This window comes from Streptomyces sp. NPDC028910, assembly GCF_055564955.1.
Window position 1 is genome coordinate 1 of record NZ_JBVHVF010000027.1, and the last position, 16692, is coordinate 16692.

16 protein-coding genes are annotated in these 16692 nt (G+C 75.2%); 5 read left to right on the forward strand and 11 right to left on the reverse strand.

Features of this window, described 5'->3' with window-relative positions:
* Positions 1–164: 164 nt before the first annotated feature.
* Positions 165–404 (reverse strand): hypothetical protein, encoded by a 240-nt coding sequence (locus ACZ4TV_RS26980; protein ID WP_468137564.1) that lies wholly within the window; start codon positions 402–404, stop codon positions 165–167.
* A gap of 125 nt (positions 405–529) precedes the next feature.
* Here ACZ4TV_RS26980 and ACZ4TV_RS26985 point away from each other — a divergent pair, with 125 nt between their 5' ends.
* The 3 genes from ACZ4TV_RS26985 to ACZ4TV_RS26995 all read left to right on the forward strand — a co-directional run bounded on the left by ACZ4TV_RS26985 (position 530) and on the right by ACZ4TV_RS26995 (position 4698).
* Positions 530–1756 carry a sensor histidine kinase gene (locus ACZ4TV_RS26985; RefSeq protein WP_468137565.1) on the forward strand — a complete coding sequence of 409 codons (1227 nt, stop codon included), beginning with the start codon at positions 530–532 and terminating at the stop codon, positions 1754–1756.
* A gap of 33 nt (positions 1757–1789) precedes the next feature.
* Positions 1790–2464: a response regulator transcription factor gene (locus ACZ4TV_RS26990; RefSeq protein ID WP_468137566.1), complete on the forward strand. Its 675-nt coding sequence runs from the start codon at positions 1790–1792 to the stop codon at positions 2462–2464.
* 164 nt (positions 2465–2628) lie between these two features.
* Positions 2629–4698, forward strand: coding sequence for a SpoIIE family protein phosphatase (locus ACZ4TV_RS26995; protein ID WP_468137567.1), 2070 nt, complete (start codon positions 2629–2631; stop codon positions 4696–4698).
* 411 nt (positions 4699–5109) lie between these two features.
* Here ACZ4TV_RS26995 and ACZ4TV_RS27000 read toward each other — a convergent pair whose 3' ends face one another.
* From ACZ4TV_RS27000 to ACZ4TV_RS27010, 3 genes are all read right to left on the reverse strand, one after another.
* Positions 5110–7068 carry an ABC transporter permease gene (locus ACZ4TV_RS27000; protein ID WP_468137569.1) on the reverse strand — a complete coding sequence of 653 codons (1959 nt, stop codon included), beginning with the start codon at positions 7066–7068 and terminating at the stop codon, positions 5110–5112.
* A 71-nt stretch (positions 7069–7139) separates the two neighbouring features.
* Positions 7140–7964: a molybdate ABC transporter substrate-binding protein gene (gene modA, locus ACZ4TV_RS27005; protein ID WP_468137570.1), complete on the reverse strand. Its 825-nt coding sequence runs from the start codon at positions 7962–7964 to the stop codon at positions 7140–7142.
* A gap of 156 nt (positions 7965–8120) precedes the next feature.
* Entirely contained in the window at positions 8121–8528 is a 408-nt protein-coding gene (locus tag ACZ4TV_RS27010) for a TOBE domain-containing protein (protein WP_468137571.1), read from the reverse strand.
* 125 nt (positions 8529–8653) lie between these two features.
* Here ACZ4TV_RS27010 and ACZ4TV_RS27015 point away from each other — a divergent pair, with 125 nt between their 5' ends.
* Positions 8654–9046, forward strand: coding sequence for an RNA-binding S4 domain-containing protein (locus tag ACZ4TV_RS27015; RefSeq protein WP_468137572.1), 393 nt, complete (start codon positions 8654–8656; stop codon positions 9044–9046).
* A 945-nt stretch (positions 9047–9991) separates the two neighbouring features.
* Here the strand turns inward: ACZ4TV_RS27015 and ACZ4TV_RS27020 are convergent.
* The 3 genes from ACZ4TV_RS27020 to dhaK all read right to left on the reverse strand — a co-directional run bounded on the left by ACZ4TV_RS27020 (position 9992) and on the right by dhaK (position 12135).
* Positions 9992–10393, reverse strand: coding sequence for a PTS-dependent dihydroxyacetone kinase phosphotransferase subunit DhaM (locus ACZ4TV_RS27020; RefSeq protein ID WP_468137573.1), 402 nt, complete (start codon positions 10391–10393; stop codon positions 9992–9994).
* A 62-nt stretch (positions 10394–10455) separates the two neighbouring features.
* Positions 10456–11070, reverse strand: coding sequence for a dihydroxyacetone kinase subunit DhaL (dhaL, locus tag ACZ4TV_RS27025; protein WP_468137574.1), 615 nt, complete (start codon positions 11068–11070; stop codon positions 10456–10458).
* Positions 11071–11130: 60 nt separating this feature from the next.
* Complete coding sequence (dhaK, locus tag ACZ4TV_RS27030) at positions 11131–12135, reverse strand: dihydroxyacetone kinase subunit DhaK (protein WP_468137575.1); 1005 nt, start codon at positions 12133–12135, stop codon at positions 11131–11133.
* Between the two features lie 256 nt (positions 12136–12391).
* Here dhaK and ACZ4TV_RS27035 point away from each other — a divergent pair, with 256 nt between their 5' ends.
* A complete protein-coding gene (locus ACZ4TV_RS27035) occupies positions 12392–12577 on the forward strand; it encodes a hypothetical protein (RefSeq protein ID WP_468137576.1) in 186 nt (61 codons plus the stop codon).
* 82 nt (positions 12578–12659) lie between these two features.
* Here ACZ4TV_RS27035 and ACZ4TV_RS27040 read toward each other — a convergent pair whose 3' ends face one another.
* The 4 genes from ACZ4TV_RS27040 to ACZ4TV_RS27055 all read right to left on the reverse strand — a co-directional run bounded on the left by ACZ4TV_RS27040 (position 12660) and on the right by ACZ4TV_RS27055 (position 16661).
* A complete protein-coding gene (locus ACZ4TV_RS27040) occupies positions 12660–13121 on the reverse strand; it encodes a hypothetical protein (RefSeq protein ID WP_468137578.1) in 462 nt (153 codons plus the stop codon).
* Positions 13122–13481: 360 nt separating this feature from the next.
* On the reverse strand, positions 13482–14042 hold the full coding sequence (locus ACZ4TV_RS27045) for a hypothetical protein (RefSeq protein ID WP_468137579.1): 561 nt from the start codon (positions 14040–14042) through the stop codon (positions 13482–13484).
* A gap of 79 nt (positions 14043–14121) precedes the next feature.
* On the reverse strand, positions 14122–15378 hold the full coding sequence (locus ACZ4TV_RS27050; RefSeq protein WP_468137580.1) for a vWA domain-containing protein: 1257 nt from the start codon (positions 15376–15378) through the stop codon (positions 14122–14124).
* A complete protein-coding gene (locus ACZ4TV_RS27055) occupies positions 15375–16661 on the reverse strand; it encodes an AAA family ATPase (protein WP_468137581.1) in 1287 nt (428 codons plus the stop codon). The genes ACZ4TV_RS27050 and ACZ4TV_RS27055 overlap by 4 nt, the downstream gene beginning before the upstream one ends.
* Positions 16662–16692: the final 31 nt, after the last annotated feature.

The window sequence follows — 16692 nt, forward strand, 5'->3', positions numbered from 1 at the left end:
GGGGTGCCCCCAACCCCCCCACCGCACACCCCCCCCCCCCCCCAACCCACCCCCCCCCCCCCCTCCCCCCCCCCCCACCCCCCCCCCCCCCCCCCACCCACCCCCCCCCCCACCCCCCCCCCCCCCCCCCCCCCCCCCCCCGGGGACCCCCCGCGGCCGGGAGCTCAGGCGTTACCGCGCCGGGCGCGCGCGTCACCGGCCGCGCCCACCGCGAGGCCGAGGGCGATCATGACGACGTAGCTGTAGACCTCGTAGCCGTCGGGTGCGAGGAAGCGGACGAAGCCCATGAAGTGGATCCAGCCCAGCCATTCGTGCAGGAGTCCGCTCGCGCCGCCGACGACGAGCACGAAGCAGAGCAGGCCCGAGACGGCCGCCAGCGGGGATTTCGGGGTGGTGGAAGTCATGATCCGACGTTAGGCGGGCGGCGCCGGCGCCGGATCGGCCAGAGGGCGGCCGGGCGTCGTACTTAAGTATGTGATGCGCGGGCCGGATGCCCCGGCCGCGCGTGGCCCGCGTAGATTTCCGGGACATGCGCCGTATCTACCGCACCCGCCGGGACTGGGCCGCCGACCTGGGGTTGTTCCTGTTCGCGGCGTGTTTCGCCGCCGTCAGCTGGCAGGCCGTCCCGGGGGCCGGGGAACTCAGCCCGGGGTGGCGGGCCGCCGACCAGGTGGCCGGCGGGCTGGGGTGCGCCGCGGTACTGCTGCGGCGGCGCTGGCCCGTTCCGCTGGCCGTGGTGCTGCTCCTGGCCGGCGGCCTGGCGCACTACATGACCGGCCCGGCGATGGTGGCGGTGTTCACGGTGGCCGCGACCCGGCCGTGGCGGGTCACGGGATGGGTGGCGGCGCTGGCCTTCGCCCCGCTGCCCGTCTTCCTGTGGCAGCTGCCGGAACTGCCCGAGGACCGGGCTGGTTCGGCGGTGACGTACTTCGCCCTGATCGCCGGGGCCATCGGCTGGGGGCTGTTCAGGCGGTCCCGCCGGCAGCTGATCGCCTCACTGCGGGAGCGCGCCGAACTGGCCGAGGCAGACGCGGAGTCACGGGCCGAGCGGGCCCGGATGGAGGCCCGGGAGGAGATCGCCCGCGAGATGCACGACGTGCTCGGGCACCGACTGTCGCTGCTGAGCGTGCACGCGGGCGCCCTGGAGTTCAACCCGGGCGCCCCGCGAGCGGAGATCGAGCGGGCCGCCGGGGTCATACGGGAGAGCGCCCACCTGGCGCTGCACGACCTGCGCGAGGTGATCGGCGTACTGCGGTCAGGGTCGGGACCGGGGTCGGGGCCGGCTGAGGGTGAGCGGCCGCAGCCGGAACTCGCGGACCTGGCCCGGCTGGTGGCGGAGGCGCGGGACGCGGGCGGACGGATCGAGCTGGAGGGGCCGCCCGAAGGGGCCGCGCCGCCGCCGCTGGTGGGGCGTACGGCGTACCGGATCGTTCAGGAGGCGCTGACCAACGTACGCAAGCACGCGCCCGGCGCGGCCGTCGACGTGCGGGTGGCCGGGGGCCCGGGCAACGGCCTGACGGTGGAGGTCCGCAACGCCAGGCCGCCCGGATCGGCCGCGGACCCGGCCCCGGCCGCGCAATCGGACCCGGTCTCGGACCCGGCCTCGGCTCGGGCCTCGGTCGCGGGAATGAGCGAGGGCGGCGGACAGGGGCTGATCGGGCTGGCGGAACGCGCCCGGCTGGCGGGCGGGGAACTGACGGCGCTCCCCGCCGAGGGCGGGTTCCGGGTGCACGCCTGGCTACCCTGGCAGACCTGATCGAACGAACGAAGGAAGAGGAATGAGGCGCAGGTGATCCGCGTACTGCTGGTCGACGACGACGCGATCGTCCGGGCCGGGCTGCGTCTGATGCTGGGCGGCGCCCCGGACATCGAGCTGGTCGCCGAGGCGGTCGACGGGGCGCAGGTGCCCGGGCTGGTCGCCGCACACGGGCCCGACCTGGTGCTGATGGACATCCGGATGCCCGGTGTCGACGGGCTGGCCGCCACCGAGGCACTCCGGGCGCGGCCGGGAGCTCCCGAAGTGCTCGTCCTGACCACCTTCCACACCGACGGACACGTCCTGCGGGCGCTGCGCGCCGGGGCGGCCGGATTCCTCCTCAAGGACACCCCGCCGCAGGAGATCGTGGCGGCCATCCGGACGGTGGCCGCCGGGGACCCGGTGCTCTCCCCGGCCGTCACCCGCCGGCTCATCGACCAGGTGGCGGGCGGCTCCGGCCAGGACACCCGGGCGGCCGCCGCCCGCGCCCGGCTGGCGCTGCTGGCCGAGCGGGAGCGGGAGGTGGCGCTCGCGGTCGGGCGGGGTCTGTCCAACGCGGAGATCGCGCGGGAACTCCACCTGGCACTGCCCACGGTGAAGACCCACGTGTCACGGATCCTGACCCGGCTCGACCTCAACAACCGGGTTCAGATCGCCCTGTTGGTCCACGACGCCGGCGGTCCGGACACCCCCGGGCCCGGCCGTTAGGGACCGTCACGTCTCAGCCGTTCCGCCGGCCGGAGCACGGGGGAGGGGGCCCGGCCCGGCGGACGCGCGCGTGCGGGTGCGGAGCGGATCCCGGCGAGAAGGGGAACCGGGGCGGCCGACCGGCTCGCGGGGACACCGACAGGGGAGAGTGAGACCCTGGCTGCATGGCCCGTAGGGGACAGACCCCCGACGTCGACTGGCCCGCGCGGCCCGATACGAGCCTCGCGCTCAACCGCATGGGCACTTTCGACTGGGACCTCGACAGCGGGCGGATGCATCTGGATCCCACCGCCCTCGAGGTCCTTGAGCTGCGCCCGGACGAGTACACCGGGACCCCCGACGGGCTCCGGCCGCGCCTCGCGCCCGGCGAGGAGGCCCGGCTCGACGCCCGGGTCGCGCAGGCGATCAAGGAGGGCCGGAGCCACTACGGGGCCTACGTCCGCAGCCGCCACCGGGACGGGTCGCCGGCCTGGACCCACATCCAGGGGCACATCCTGCGCGACCCGGGCGGGCGCCCGTACCGCGTCATCGGGATCCTGCGCGACGCCGCCCACGACCCCGGCGAGCCCGGCGCCGCCGGGGAGCAGGCCGAGGGACGCCGCCGGATGACCGGCGTCGTCGAGCGGACCACCGCCATCCTCGCCCACGCCCGCACCGTCAACGACGTGACCGACGTCCTCAAGGACCCCCAGGCGCTCGGTCATCTCGGCGCGGTCAGCGTGATGCTGGGCGTCGTCGACGGCGGCCGCATCCACCTGGTGGCGGAGGGGCAGCTCGGCTCGTACGTACCCGAGATCGAGTACACGCGGATCGACGCGCAGCTGCCGATGAGCGAGGCGGTACGCACCATGCAGCCGGTCTTCCTCGTGTCACGGGAGGAGTTCCAGCGGCGCTACCCGCAGCTGTGGCCGTACATCGAGCCGCTGTCCGTCCGCAGCGGGGTCTACCTGCCGCTGATCGCCCAGGGACGGCCCGTCGGGGCGCTGGGGCTCCTCTACAAGCGGGACGGTGATTTCACCGCTGAGGAGCGCAACCTGCTGATGGCGCTCGGCAGCGGCGTCGCCCAGGGCCTCCAGCGCGCCATCCTCTTCGAGCAGGAGCACGACCTGGCCGAGGGACTCCAGCGGGCCATGCTGCCCCGCCGCATCCCGGAGGTGCCGGGCGCGCGGATCGCCGTACGCTACCGCTCCGCCCGGATGGGGCAGGACGTCGGCGGCGACTGGTACGACGTGATACCGCTCGGCGAGGGGCGGGTCGGAGTGATGATCGGCGACGTCGAGGGGCACGACACGGACGCGGCCGCCGTCATGGGGCAGCTGCGCATCGTGCTGCGCGCGTACATCGTCGAGGGGCACACCCCCGGCGCGGCGATGGCGCGTGCCTCGGTCTTCCTGCGCGAACTGGAGACGGAACGGTTCGCGACGTGCACGTACGCCGAGGTGGACCTCACCAGCGGGATGCTCCGGATGGTCCGCGCCGGCCACCTCGACCCGGTCGTGCGGCGCGGCGACGGCAGCTGCCACCGGATCCAGGTGGCCGGCGGGCTGCCGCTCGGGCTGCCGCCCCGCGAACAGTGCGGCACCGGCTCCGGCTACCCCGTCACCAGCATCGAACTGCACCCCGGGGACACCCTGGTGCTGTGCACGGACGGCCTGATCGAACGCCCCGGCGCGGACCACGACACCGGTATGCGGGAGCTCATGGCGGCGGTGCACAGCGGCCCGGTGGACGTGGAGGAACTCGCCGACGTGCTGTGCGACCTGGTCGGGGACTCGGGCGGCGGGGACGACATGGCCCTGCTCGTCCTGCGCCGACGCGGCACGCCCACCGCGCGGGGCGGCGGTCCGCTGCGCCACCGGCTGGAGCCGGGGGACGCGGAGGCCCCGGCGCAGGCCCGCCACCTGATCCGGGCGGCGGTTGCCGCCTGGGGAGCCCGGGACCGGGCCGACGAGATCGAACTGGCGGCGGACGAGCTGATGACCAACGCCCTGGTCCACACGGACGGCGGCGGCGACGTCAGCATGCGGCTCACGGGGCAGGGGCGGATCCGGATCGAGGTCGAGGACTCAAGCAGCGCCCTGCCGAGGCCGCGCGAGGCGGGGGACTGGGCGGTGTCGGGGCGCGGCCTGATGCTGGTGGACCGGCTCGCGGACGGGTGGGGCGTGGAGCCCCGGGGCAGCGGGAAGTGCGTGTGGTGCGAGTTCGCCCTGGTCGCCCCGGAACAGGCCGGATAGCCGGGATGGCCGGGATGGCCGGGATGGCCGGATAGGGGTCGGGCCGCGGGTGCCCCCAAGGAGGCGGGCGGCGGCAGCTGCCATGAACCGCCGGTCAGCAGCTTCGCCACGTCCGCGCTCGGCTCGCGGCCGCCGAGCAGGCACTTGACGTAGGTGGCCGGGAGGTCGCCGAGCGGTCGGGCCACTACGGCCGGCTCGGTCAGCGTGGCCTCGGGGTGAGGTGGCGAGCGGCTCACGATCCGCGCGACCTGTTGGTCGCCCAGGTCCTGGCCCGCGTGGTCGGGCGCGGCGCCCGGAAGCCGCCTTCTCGGCGATCGAGCCCTCCGCCATCGCCCGTCCGTCCGGCCATCCGGCGACGAACGACCGGCCGTCGGCCGTCTGACGTCTGATATCCGCGGTCGGCGGCAGTACCTACAGGCCGACCAGCGTGACCTCAGTGGCCTTCACACTGGTCCACACCTGCGCGCCGTCGACGATGCCCAGTTCGGCGGCCGCTTCCGGCGTGATCTCCGCGACCAGGTCGGGTGCGCCGGCCGACGCGACCAGCACGCGCAGCCGGCTGCCGACCGCAGTGATCTCCCGTACCGTGCCCGGCCAGACGTTGCGCGGGCTGCCGCTCGGGCGGTCCCGGTGCACCGACACCGCCTCCGGGGCGATGATCGCCAGTGCCTGCGTCCCTTCGGGCAGCGCCTCGGCGACCACCAGCCGGCCGCCTGCCGAGAGGGCGAGCCCGTCCCCCGACGCGACGCCCGGCCAGGCGTTGCGCCCGAGCATGCGGGCCACCCACGGGGAACGCGGGTGCCGGGTCACCTCGGTCGGCGGCGCGTCCTGGAGGGCCCGGCCGTCGGCGAGTACGAGGACCCGATCGGCCAGCGACACCGCCTCGACGGGATCGTGGGTGACGATGAGGCAGACCCCGCCGAAGCCGGCGAGATGCGTGCGCAGGGTGTGGCGGACGTGCGCCCGGGTGGTCTGGTCGAGGGCGGCGAGCGGCTCGTCCAGCAGCAGCAGCCGGGGGCGCGCGGCCAGGGCGCGGGCCAGGGCGACCCGCTGCGCCTGGCCGCCGGAGAGTTGGGCCGGCTTGCGGTGGGCGAGGTGTCCGACGCCGAGCCGGTCCAGCCAGGCCTGCGCCTCGCGGCGGGCGTCGGCGCGCGGCACCCGGCGGGCGCGCAGCCCGTACGCGGTGTTGGCCAGGGCGCTCAGGTGGGGGAACAGCGCGCCGTCCTGCGGGACCCAGGCCACCTGCCGCTTGTGCGGGGGCAGCGCGGTGACGTCCGCGTCGCCGAGCCGCAGCTCGGCGTGGGCGCGCGGGGTCAGGCCGAGCAGGGCGCGCAGCAGCGTGGTCTTGCCGGCGCCGTTCTCGCCGACGACGGCGATGGTGGTGCCGGGTTCGGCGTCGAGGGTGAGCCGGTTGAAGCCGGTGACGGTGGCGTGCAGGGGCCAGTGGCCGACCTCGGCTCCAGTCCCGGCCCCGGCCCCGGCCCCGGCCCCGGCCCCGGATCCGGCGCGGGGTTCGGTGGCGGGTCCGGGCGTCTCCTCGGGGAGCGGCGGCACACCGGCGGCCTCGCGGGCGACCGGGGCGCCCGTCCAGCGGCCGCGCAGGGCGATCAGTACGGCCATGGCCATCGCCAGGAGCAGCAGCGAGACGGAGGTGGCGGCCTCCGGCCGGTCCTGGAGCAGCAGGTACACCTGGAGCGGCAGGGTCTGGGTGGTGCCGGGCAGGTTGCCGGCGAAGGTGATGGTCGCGCCGAACTCGCCCAGCGCCCGGGCCCAGGTGAGCGCGGCGCCGGCGATCAGGCCGGGGGCCACCATGGGCAGGGTCACCGTGAAGAAGACGCGGACCGGCGAGGCCCCGAGCGAGGCGGCGGTCTCCTCGTAGCTCTGCTTGAGGCCGCCGAGGGCTCCCTCCAGGCTGATGACCAGGAACGGCATGGCCACGAAAGTGGCCGCGACGACGGCGCCCGAGGTGTGGAACGGCAGGGTGATCCCGAAGGTGTCCTCCAGCCAGGGCCCGAGCAGCCCGCGCCGCCCGAAGCCGAGGAGCAGGGCGACACCGCCGACGGTCGGCGGCAGCACCATCGGGAGCAGCACGAGGGAGCGGACCAGGGCCTTCCCCTTGAACGGGACACGGGCCAGAATCCAGGCGAGCGGTACGCCGAGGAGGATGGAGAGCCCGAGGGCCCACAGGGACACCAGGAGCGAGAGCCGCAGGGCCTGGACGACGCCGGGGCTGCCGAGGTGGGTGCCGAGCTCGGCCCACCGCGTGTGGGCAAGAACGCCGATCAGTGGCAGCAGCAGGAACGCGACGGCGAGCAGCGCGGGGAGTGCCAGGGTCAGCGGGGGCCGGGTGCGGGTGCGGAGTCTGCTCATCGGGGTTCCTGGCTGGTGGGGCGGTGGCTGCGGGGGAAGCGTAGGTGACTGCGTCCGGACGCCGTCGGCGCTCAGGGCTTCTGGAAGCCCGCGTCCTGGAGGATCTTCTGCGCCTCCGGGGTGCTCAGCCACGCCACGAACGCGGACGCGGCGCCGGCGTTCTTGGACTGCTTCAGCGTGGCGGCCGGGTAGGAGGCCACGGCGTTCTGGTCGTCCGGGATGTCCACCGTGACGACCTTGTCACCGGACTTGGCGGAGTCGGTCTTGTAGACGAGGCCGGCGTCGGCCTCGCCCATCTCGACCTTGCCCAGGACGGCACGGACGTTGGGTTCCTGGGAGACCGGCTTCACGTCGATCTTCTGGGCGTCGAGGATCTGCCTGCTGTAGCGGCCGACCGGGACCTCGGGCGCGGCGAGCACGACCTTGATCCTGGTGTCGGCGAGGTCCTTGAGCTCGTCGACCTTGAAGGGGTTGCCCTTGCCGGCGGCGATGACGAGGCGGTTCCTGGCGATGACCGTGGCGTCGCCGGTCTCGGTCTTCAGCCCGTCCATGGTCCTGGTGTCGGCGGTGACCAGCGCGTCGGCCGGGGCCCCTTGCTTGACCTGCGCCGCGAGCTCCTGGGAACCGGCGAAGGAGAAGGTGATCCTCGTCCCGGGGTGGGCCTTCTCGTACGCCGCACCCGCCGCCTTGAAGACGTCGCTGAGAGATGAGGCGGCGAGCACGGTGAGGTTCGCGGCCGAGGCGGAGCCGTCGGAGGGGCCGGCGACGGGCTTCTCGCCGCCGGTGCCGCAGGCGGTCAGCGGCACGAGCAGGACGGCGGCCAGCGCGGCAGTCGTGGCAGCGGTAGCGGCACGGCGACCGGTCGGGGTTGGGGCCGGGGCGGGGGTCGGGGACACGGGCATGCTCCTCGCTCGGGTCGGCGGCCGGCCGGGAGCCGGATCCGCGCGGTGGTGACCCGCGCCGTTGACGGGCGGAGCGGGCGGGGACGTTCGGTGGTGCGGAGCGGCTGCTGCGGAGGATCACGGGCGGACGGCGGGCGGGGCCCCTCCGGTTCAGCCGCGGTCGACGTGCACGCTGGAGGACTTCACGCGGGCGGTGGCCCGCATGCCCACCTCCAGCCCGAGCTCCTCGACGGCCTCACGGGTGAGCAGGGAGACCAGGCGGTGGGGACCCGCCTGGATCTCGACCCGGGCGGCCACGTCGCCGAGCTCGACGGCCGTGACGATGCCGGGAAAGGCGTTGCGCGCCGAGGTGTACGGCTCCCCGTCGTCCTCGGTGTGGGCTCCCCGGGCCACCTCGACGGAGAAGGCGGCCAGGTCACGGCCGTTGATCAGGCGTCGGCCGCCCTCGTCGCGATGGGTCACGACCCGGCCGGCGTCGGCCCAGCGGCGCGCGGTGTCCGGGCTGACGCCCAGCAGACGTGCCGCCTGGCCGATGGTGTAGGACTGCATGTGCGACAAGGTAGGGGGTCCTGTGGCGCATTTGCAATCATCTTTGGATGATCTCCATGGCAGATGCCGTAGCTGTTGGCGCATCCGCCAAAACTCATTCCGTTCTGCCGGACCCGGCTCGCTAGAGTCGGTGCATGGCTGATGAGGTATCGGGAACGGAAACGGGCACGGTGCGGGTCGATGCGTGGATCTGGTCCGTGCGCCTGACCAAGACCCGCTCGATCGCGGCGACCGCCTGCCGGGCGGGCCATGTGAAGGTCAACGGGGAGCGCGCCAAGCCGGCGCAGCTGGTGCGTGCCGGTGACGAGGTACGGCTCTTCCACGCGGGGCGCGAGCGGATCGTGGTGGTCAAGCGGCCCGTATCGAAGCGGGTGGGCGCCCCGGTCGCCGCGGAGTGCCTGATCGACAACAGTCCGCCGCCGCCGACCCCCGTGGAGGCCGCCGTCGTCGGCATCCGCGACCGCGGCGCGGGCCGGCCGACGAAGCGCGAACGCCGCGAGATCGAATCCCTCCGCGGCCGCCAGTAGCCTCCGGCTCGGGCTGCGGCGGTGGGGGCGTCTGCCACTGGCCCTGCGGTGCGGGCCCGGCGTGACTCCGCCCTCACCGCGAAGGCCCCCGCCGCTGGTACTACCGAGGCCGTACCGGGGCGCTGCCCCCGCCCCGATCCAGGGCCCGGGGCGTTAACCCGGCCGCCCCGAGCCCAGGCCCGCGGTCCGGCCCCAGGCCGAGCTCAAGTCGAGGGCGTTGCCACGGCCCCCGGCCGGCCCCCAAGTCGAGGCCCGGGGCGTTGCCCGGGCCGACCCGGCGCCCAGGCCCGGGGCCCGGCCCCCGGCGAGACCCGGGGGTTAGCCTCGGCCGCCCGGAGTCGAGGCCTGGCGCGTTGCCCCGGCCGCCCCCCGAGCCCAGTCCCGGGGTCCGGCCCCCGACCACCCCCAAGTCGAGGCCCGGGGGTTGGCCTCGGCCGCCTGGAGTGGAGGCCGGGGCGTCTCCCCGGGCCGCCCCGGTGCCCAGGCGCGGGGCCCGGCTCCCGGCCGCCCCCCAAGTCGCGGCGCGGGGCCCGGCCGCCCGCGAGTCGAGGTCCGGGGCCCGGCCCCTGGGCGTCCTCGAGCCCAGGCGCGGGGTGTTGCCCCGGCCGTCCCCGAGCCGTGGCCGGGGCGTTGCCCCGGCCGTCCCCGAGCCGTGGCCGGGGTGTTGCCCCCGGCCGTCCCCGGGCCGTGGCCCGGGGTGTTGCCCGGCGTTGCCCCCGGCCGTACCCGAGCCCAGGCCCGCCCGGCCCTGGCCTTCAGCCCCCGGCACTTGGCCGTCAGCGGCCCCGGGCGTTGCCCCGGCCGTCCCCGAGCCGTGGCTCTGGGCCCGGGGCCCGGCCGGTGCCCCGAGGCCAGGCTCGGGGCCTGGCCCTGGGCGTCAGGCGCTGGGTGCGGCCCGCAGGGCTTGGGGCGCAGGTGCTTCGGGGCCTGCTTGCGGGCGTTCGGTCAGGTCTTTCGGTACGCGTAGGCCTCGGCGGCGGCCGATGCGACCGCGTCCAAGGGGACTCCCACGGAAGCGGCCACCACCGCCGCCACCGCGCCCTCCAAGAACGGCGCGTCCACCAGCCGGGACCCCGGCGGCAGTTCGTCCTCCAGCAGCAGTGCCTTCACGGTCAGCACCGAGCTCCCCAGATCGGCCAGCAGGGCGACCCCGGCGCCCCGGTCCACTTCCCGCGCGGCCGCGACGATCCGCTCCGCGCTCGTGCCGAGCCCGCCGGCGGCCGTTCCGCCCGCCGCGGCCACCGGGGCCATCAGAGCCAGGGGACCTCCCGCCGCCAGGCCCCGCGCCAGCTCCGCCACCGACTCCGCGACCAGCGCACTGTGCGACACGAGCACGATGCCCACCATGCCCGGCTCGATGCCAGGGCCGGAGTCAGCGTGGGGTCCGTCAGCGGAGCCCGGCCGCCCCGTCACAGCGCGCCCTCCGCCAGCTCCGCCACGTCCGCCAGCGCCCTCAGCAACAACGCCGACGAGGTCGCGCCCGGATCCTGGTGCCCGATGCTCCGCTCGCCCAGATAGCTGGCCCGCCCCTTGCGGGCCTGCATCGGCACCGTCGCCAGCGCCCCGTGCTCCGCCGCGTCCGCGGCCGCCCGGTACGACGTGCTCAGCGCGGTCACCCCGGGCACCAGCGCGTCCAGCATCGTCTTGTCACCCGGCGCCGCCCCGCCCAGTTGCGCCACCGCCGCCACCCCCGCGTACAAGGCCTCGCGCAGCTCCGTGTCGGAGACTTCGGCCGCCTCCCCGAGCGCCTTGCCGGTGCGCCGCAGCAACGTCCCGTACAGCGGCCCCGACGCCCCGCCGACCGTCGAGATCAGCGTCCGCCCGGCCAGCTGGAGCACCTCACCCGGTACCGTCGGGGCCTGCGACTCCTGCGTCGCCAGCACCGCCGTGAAACCCCGTAGCAGATTGCTCCCGTGGTCGGCGTCCCCGATGGGGGAGTCGAGCTCGGTCAGCCGGTCCGCCTCGCGCTCCACCGCGGCCGCGGCGACCGCCATCCAGCGCCGGAAGAAGTCTGCGTCACGCACCGGATCTCCTCGCCTCGCATGAGCCTGGCCGGTCCCACCGACACCATACGGTCAGCACGTTCAGCAGCCCCAACGCAGTGCGGCGGTCCGTACGGGCGCGTCCCACAGCCGCAGCAGTTCCTCGTCGGCCCGGCACAGGGTCACCGAACACCCCGCCATGTCCAGCGACGTGACGTAGTTCCCCACCAGCGCCCGCGCCACCGGCACGCCCCGCGCGCCCAGCACCCGTGCCACCTCCGCGTGGAACCCGTACAGCTCCAGCAGCGGCGTCGCCCCCATCCCGTTGACCAGGGCCAGCACGGGCCCGTCGGCCGGACCCGCCTGCGCCAGCTCCTCCAGTACGGCGCCCACCGCCAGCTCCGCGATCTCCCGCGCCGGCATCATCGCGCGCCGTTCCCGGCCCGGTTCGCCATGGATCCCGATGCCCAACTCCAGCTCCCCCTCCGGCAGATCGAAGGTCGGACTGCCCTTCGCGGGCGTGGTGCAGGCACTCAGCGCCACCCCGAAGCTCCGCGAGGACCCGTTGACCTGCCGGGCGATCGCGGCGACCCGGTCCAGCGGCGCCCCCTCCTCGGCGGCCGCCCCGGCGATCTTCTCGACGAAGAGGGTGGCCCCGGTTCCGCGCCGCCCGGCGGTGAACAGGCTGTCGGTCACCGCGACGTCGTCGTCGACCAGTACGCGCTCGATCCGCAGGCCGTCCTCCTCGGCGAGCTCGGCGGCCATCTCGAAGTTCAGCACGTCACCGGTGTAGTTCTTGACGACGAACAGCACCCCCTGACCGGAGTCCACGGCCCCCGCGGCCCACACCATCTGGTCGGGCACCGGTGAGGTGAACACCTCACCGGGACACGCGGCGGACAGCATCCCGTACCCCACGAACCCTGCGTGCAGCGGCTCGTGCCCGGACCCGCCCCCGGACACCAACCCGACCCGCCCCCCGGCCCGCGCGTCCCGCCGTACGACGACCCGCCGCTCCACATCGACGTCCAGCTCGGGATGGGCGGCCGCGATGCCCCGCAGGGCGTCGGCGACCACGGTCTGCGGACTGTTGATCAGCATCTTCACGGATGTCTCCTCAGGGGCGGTCAGCAGGCAGGTCCACGATCGGGGCCCTCCAGAGCCCCCCAGGGCCCGACGGTAGGTGAGCCCGCCCGGCGGCGACAGGTAGCCGCGGTCCTCGGGCGTGGCCTTCCGGCGCGCCCGGCCGCCCCCGATGTCACCCGAACGCCACGATACGTAGCCGAAATGCTGCGGGACATCACCGAGGGTGTCAGCGTGACAGGGGAGCAGTCCCATCCCCGTACCAGGAGGAGTCGCCGTCATGGGCGGTACACAGAACAAGCGCCAGGAGCCGGGCAAGGGCCGAGAGGAGCAGGAGCGCCAGCGCCCCGGCCAGGATCCGGTACACCCCCAGCCCAGCCGGCCCACCCGCCAGCCGGGCCGTGAGGAGAAGCCCCGGCGCCGCGAGGACGACCCGATGCGCGAGCAGGACCCGCGCACCGACTGACCAACGCGCCCTCCCCACGCACGCAGAGCCCGGCCGGAGTTTGTACCTACCCGGCCGGGCTCTGTCACGTCCGCCGCGCGGGTCAGGCCTGGCCGACCCAGGAGGTCGGCACGCTCGCGGGCCGCACGAGCGGGACGGCCTCGGAGGCGGGCAGCTGTCCGCGCTCGATGACGGCGCCGAGGTGGGCGAGGGTGGCGGCGGCCGGGTCGGTGCGGGCGTCGTACGCGACGGGCAGGGTCCGTAGCGCGCGACGCGCCGCGTCGGCGCTGTCCCCGAACGGGCCCGTGTCGCCGGGCGGTTGCCACTCGGGCACCCAGGGGGCGCGAGTGGGCCGGTACGGCCGCGATACCGCGGGTGCGGGTGCGGGCGGTGGCAGCGGACGGCCCGGGCGGGGCGGCCGGCCGGTCCGCAGGACCACGGCGACCTCGGGCGGGCAGTCCGCACGCGAACGCAGCAACTCCGCTGCCGTGCGCGGCAGTCGGCGCCCGAGGCGGGCCGCCGGCCCGTCGCGGTGGCGCGCGGGTCGCGTACGCGCAGCACGCATGCCGTCCCGTACGCCAGCCGGTGGTTGTCCCGCAGTGCGGCGTCGATCGCGGGGTGGTCCATGACGGACAGGGCCAGCTGGATGTCACTGTTGCCGACGGCGCGCGCGAGGGCGGCCCATAGCCGGCTGCTGCCCAGGTGCAGGACGGCATCGGTGACGGGGGCGGGCGGGTCGAAGCCCGCGAAGAAGAGGCCGGGGTCGACGCCGAGCCAGGCGTCCAGGGCTGCGGGGCGCTGGTGGTACGGGAGCAAGGCGGCCAGGCACGCGAGGTGGAACCGCACCGTCATCCGCTCGGTATGGGTCATCTCCCCGTACGGCCGCACCGGGGGCTCCTGCGGCGGCACGGTCGTCACCGGGACCTCATGGCCGGTGAGGCGGGCCGGCGAAGTCCCGGAGGGTCCGCTCGTACCGGCCGCCGAAGTCCACCCGGGTGACCTCCTTGAAGCGGAACTTGGTCACCGTGGCGCGCCACCGCGCATCCGTGTCGACCTCGCGGATCCGCAGCGAACGGGGGCGCAGCTCGGTCACTTCCCCGATCCAGCAGGCGTCCGGGACCCGGCGCTCCTCGTACAGGGAGACCAGGCCGAATCCACGCGAGGCCGCGTCCGCCAACGCCGGCAGGCCGTCCAGCGAAGCCGCCGGGCCGGGAGCCGCGACGGGCCACTGACCCTGCTGCCGCAGGGCCCTGATGGTCAGACAGGTTTCGTCACCGCGTGGGCGGACCTTCGTGATGTCCGCCGTGCGCACCGCCGACCAGCCGTCCAGCTGGATGTCCGTGCACACCGCCATCAGGGTCCACTCGGCGCCCCTGCCGACGACGAACCCCTCGAGCCGCTCCGCGCCCGGGATCGACCGGCGTAGGCGGACCAGTGCACCCGAGCCCGCGGCCTCGTCCAGCCGGGCCTCCATCTTGTCGTCCATGACGCAGAATCCTGCACGGTGACGGCCGGCGCGGCATCCCCATTTCCGCGGGCGGCCCAGCCCGCGGCGCGGGCCGGGATCATTGGGCAGCGGGAGCGGACCCGATGACCACCACGCGCGCCCACTCGGGCGGCGCGTCCGGCACGTAGTCGGGATCGCCCTCGTCCCACCGGCCCGTCCGGTCCCGGGGGAAGAGACCCACCACCGTCCGGCACGGCGGTCGCGTGTCCGGCCAGGACGTCTGGCCGTCGGTTAGGACCACGATGACGTCCGGCCGGGGCCCCGTTCGGAGCGCCTTGGCGAAGCCCGTGCGCAGGTCCGTACCCCCGCCGCCCAGCAGCGGGATGCCCTCCCCCCGGCACAGCGGGTGCACGATCCGGGCCGCCGCGTCGCACGGCACCACGGAGATCAGGTCGCGACGGCCGCCCACGGCCCGGGAGATCGCGGCGACCTCGAGGAGCGCGCTGCCCAGTTCGGCGTCACTGACCGACCCGGACGTGTCGATGACCACGCAGACCCGGGGCGGCCTGCGGCGCAGGCTCGGCAGAACGACGCCGGGCATCCCGGCCGAGCGCCGCGAGGGCCGGCCGTAGCTGTAGTCCTCGCCCGCGCCCGAACCGGAGGTCGCCGAGCGGACCGCCGCCCCCAGCAATTCCCGCCAGGGCTGCGGCGGGTGGAACGCCTCCTCCGCCCACCGCTGCCAGCCTTTCGAGGCCCTCCCCGGACGGCCGGTGATCCCCTGCGCCACCCGGAACCGGACCGCGTCCCGTTCCTGCGCACTGAGGCCGTGGGCACCGTCCGGTCCGAGGTCCCAATCCCGTTCCAGCCCGTCGGCGCCGCTGCCGCAGTCCAGCCAGGCCATGCGCTCCGTATGCGCCCCGAGCCGGAACTGGTGCAGGTAGTCCTCCATGAGCTGCCCCGGGGACAAGCCCAGGGACTGGGGCACCACAGCGCCTTCGGGGCAGGTCAGCCCGTCGCCGAACGCGTCGTCGTTGATCTCGCAGTCGGCGGCGATGTTCATCCGCAGCCGTTCCCCCGGACCGGTCAGCCCGCGTTCCCGTGCGACCCGGTCCCCGCGCCCGTGATGGTCGCGGAGCAGGTGCGACACCTCGTGCACCCAGACCCCGGCCAGTTCCTCCGCCGGCGTCCGGTCCACGAACGCCGGCGAGACGTAGCACCGCCAGTGCCGGTCGACGGCCATCGTCGGTACCCGCCGTGACTCCACGGTGTGCAGGGCGAACAGCGCCGTCGCCAGATAGGGCCGGACACGGGCGGCGTGCAGCCGGGCGGCGAAGAGTTTGTCGAGGTCCAGTGCCCCCGGTGCGTACGGGTTCACCGGCCCGCCCCCGCCCCCGCCGGGACCGCGGCCCGGGCCGCCGCCTGCTCCGCCGCCCGGTCCGCGCGCCGGGACAGGGTCACCACTCCGGCGAGCCGTTCGATCGACGCCGGAACGTCCCAGTCCTCCTGGCGCAGCGAGGCGAGCGTGGTGGCGGGGACGACCACCAGGTCCGGAGCCCCCGTCTCCAGGGCCCGGACCAGGAGTTTCCACGCCGCGTCCCAGCGGGACTCGTCCGGGCGCTCGCGGACCGCCGCCACCACCGCGTCGAGCACGGCCTGGCGCAGATCTCCCCGCTCTGGCAGTTCGGCACCGGCCGGGTCGGCGAGCAGCACCTCCGGGTCCGGGAGGTCCATCCGGTCCAGCCCGGCCAGCAACTCCAGCCCCGGGCCGTCCCCTACGGTGCCCCTGACCAGCAAGGACAGTACTTCCCGGGAGGAGCCGGCCGCGGTCGCGAAGGCGATCAGGCACAGGGTCATGTCCCAGCTGCGGGGCGACGGCCAGGGGCCGCCCCGGCGGGTTTCGCTGCTCGGCAGCTGGTGCACGAGCGTGGGGCGGGCGGTGAGGAACCCGCACACCGCACGGCGGGCGAAGTCCACGGCCGCCGGCAACGCCTGCGCGTCGAGGCGCGGCAGAGTCGCCCGGGGCCACGTCCCGCCGAGCCCGCGCACCACGACCCCGTGGTCATGGGTCCACTGGAGGTGGACGAACCGGTTGGCCAGCGGCGGGCTCAGCTCCCAGCCGTCCGCCGCCGAGGACCGCGGATTGGCGGCAGCCACGATGCGCACTCCGGGCGGCAGTCGCAGGGCGCCGATCCGCCGTTCGAGTACGAGGCGGAGCAGGGCGGCCTGGACGGCGGGCGGCGCGGTGGACAGTTCGTCCAGGAACAGCAGCCCCCGCCCGGCCCGCACCAGTCGTACGGCCCAGTCCGGCGGGGCCATGGGGACGCCCTGCTCCGCGGGGTCGTCTCCGACGACGGGCAGACCGGAGAAGTCGGACGGCTCGTGCACGCTGGCGATCACCGTGGTCAGGGGAAGGTCCAGGGCCGCGGCGAGCTGGGTCAGGGCCGCGGTCTTGCCGATGCCCGGCTCACCCCACAGGAGCACGGGAAGGTCGGCGGCCACCGCCAGGGTGAGGGCCTCCAGTTGGGTGTCGGGACGCAGTTCGGTGGTGGTGTCGCGCAGCAGGGCGAGCAAGTCGCCGGCGAGGTCCAGCTGGGAAGCGGCGGGCGGGGGCGGGTCGCAGGGGGTGCCGGTGGCTGCGAACGGGGTGTGTGCGGGCATGTGTGATCACCTGTGGGTTCGTGAGGAGAAC

What these genes read in the sequence shown, in the direction of transcription:
- ACZ4TV_RS26995 (WP_468137567.1), top strand. Translation starts at nt 2,629, where the DNA reads ATGGCCCGTAGGGGACAGACCCCCGACGTCGACTGGCCCGCGCGGCCC.
- ACZ4TV_RS27000 (WP_468137569.1), bottom strand. Translation starts at nt 7,068, where the DNA reads ATGAGCAGACTCCGCACCCGCACCCGGCCCCCGCTGACCCTGGCACTC.
- ACZ4TV_RS26985 (WP_468137565.1), top strand. Translation starts at nt 530, where the DNA reads ATGCGCCGTATCTACCGCACCCGCCGGGACTGGGCCGCCGACCTGGGG.
- ACZ4TV_RS26980 (WP_468137564.1), bottom strand. Translation starts at nt 404, where the DNA reads ATGACTTCCACCACCCCGAAATCCCCGCTGGCGGCCGTCTCGGGCCTG.
- ACZ4TV_RS27015 (WP_468137572.1), top strand. Translation starts at nt 8,654, where the DNA reads ATGGCTGATGAGGTATCGGGAACGGAAACGGGCACGGTGCGGGTCGAT.
- ACZ4TV_RS27035 (WP_468137576.1), top strand. Translation starts at nt 12,392, where the DNA reads ATGGGCGGTACACAGAACAAGCGCCAGGAGCCGGGCAAGGGCCGAGAG.
- ACZ4TV_RS27040 (WP_468137578.1), bottom strand. Translation starts at nt 13,121, where the DNA reads ATGCGTGCTGCGCGTACGCGACCCGCGCGCCACCGCGACGGGCCGGCG.
- ACZ4TV_RS27055 (WP_468137581.1), bottom strand. Translation starts at nt 16,661, where the DNA reads ATGCCCGCACACACCCCGTTCGCAGCCACCGGCACCCCCTGCGACCCG.
- ACZ4TV_RS27020 (WP_468137573.1), bottom strand. Translation starts at nt 10,393, where the DNA reads ATGGTGGGCATCGTGCTCGTGTCGCACAGTGCGCTGGTCGCGGAGTCG.
- ACZ4TV_RS27045 (WP_468137579.1), bottom strand. Translation starts at nt 14,042, where the DNA reads ATGGACGACAAGATGGAGGCCCGGCTGGACGAGGCCGCGGGCTCGGGT.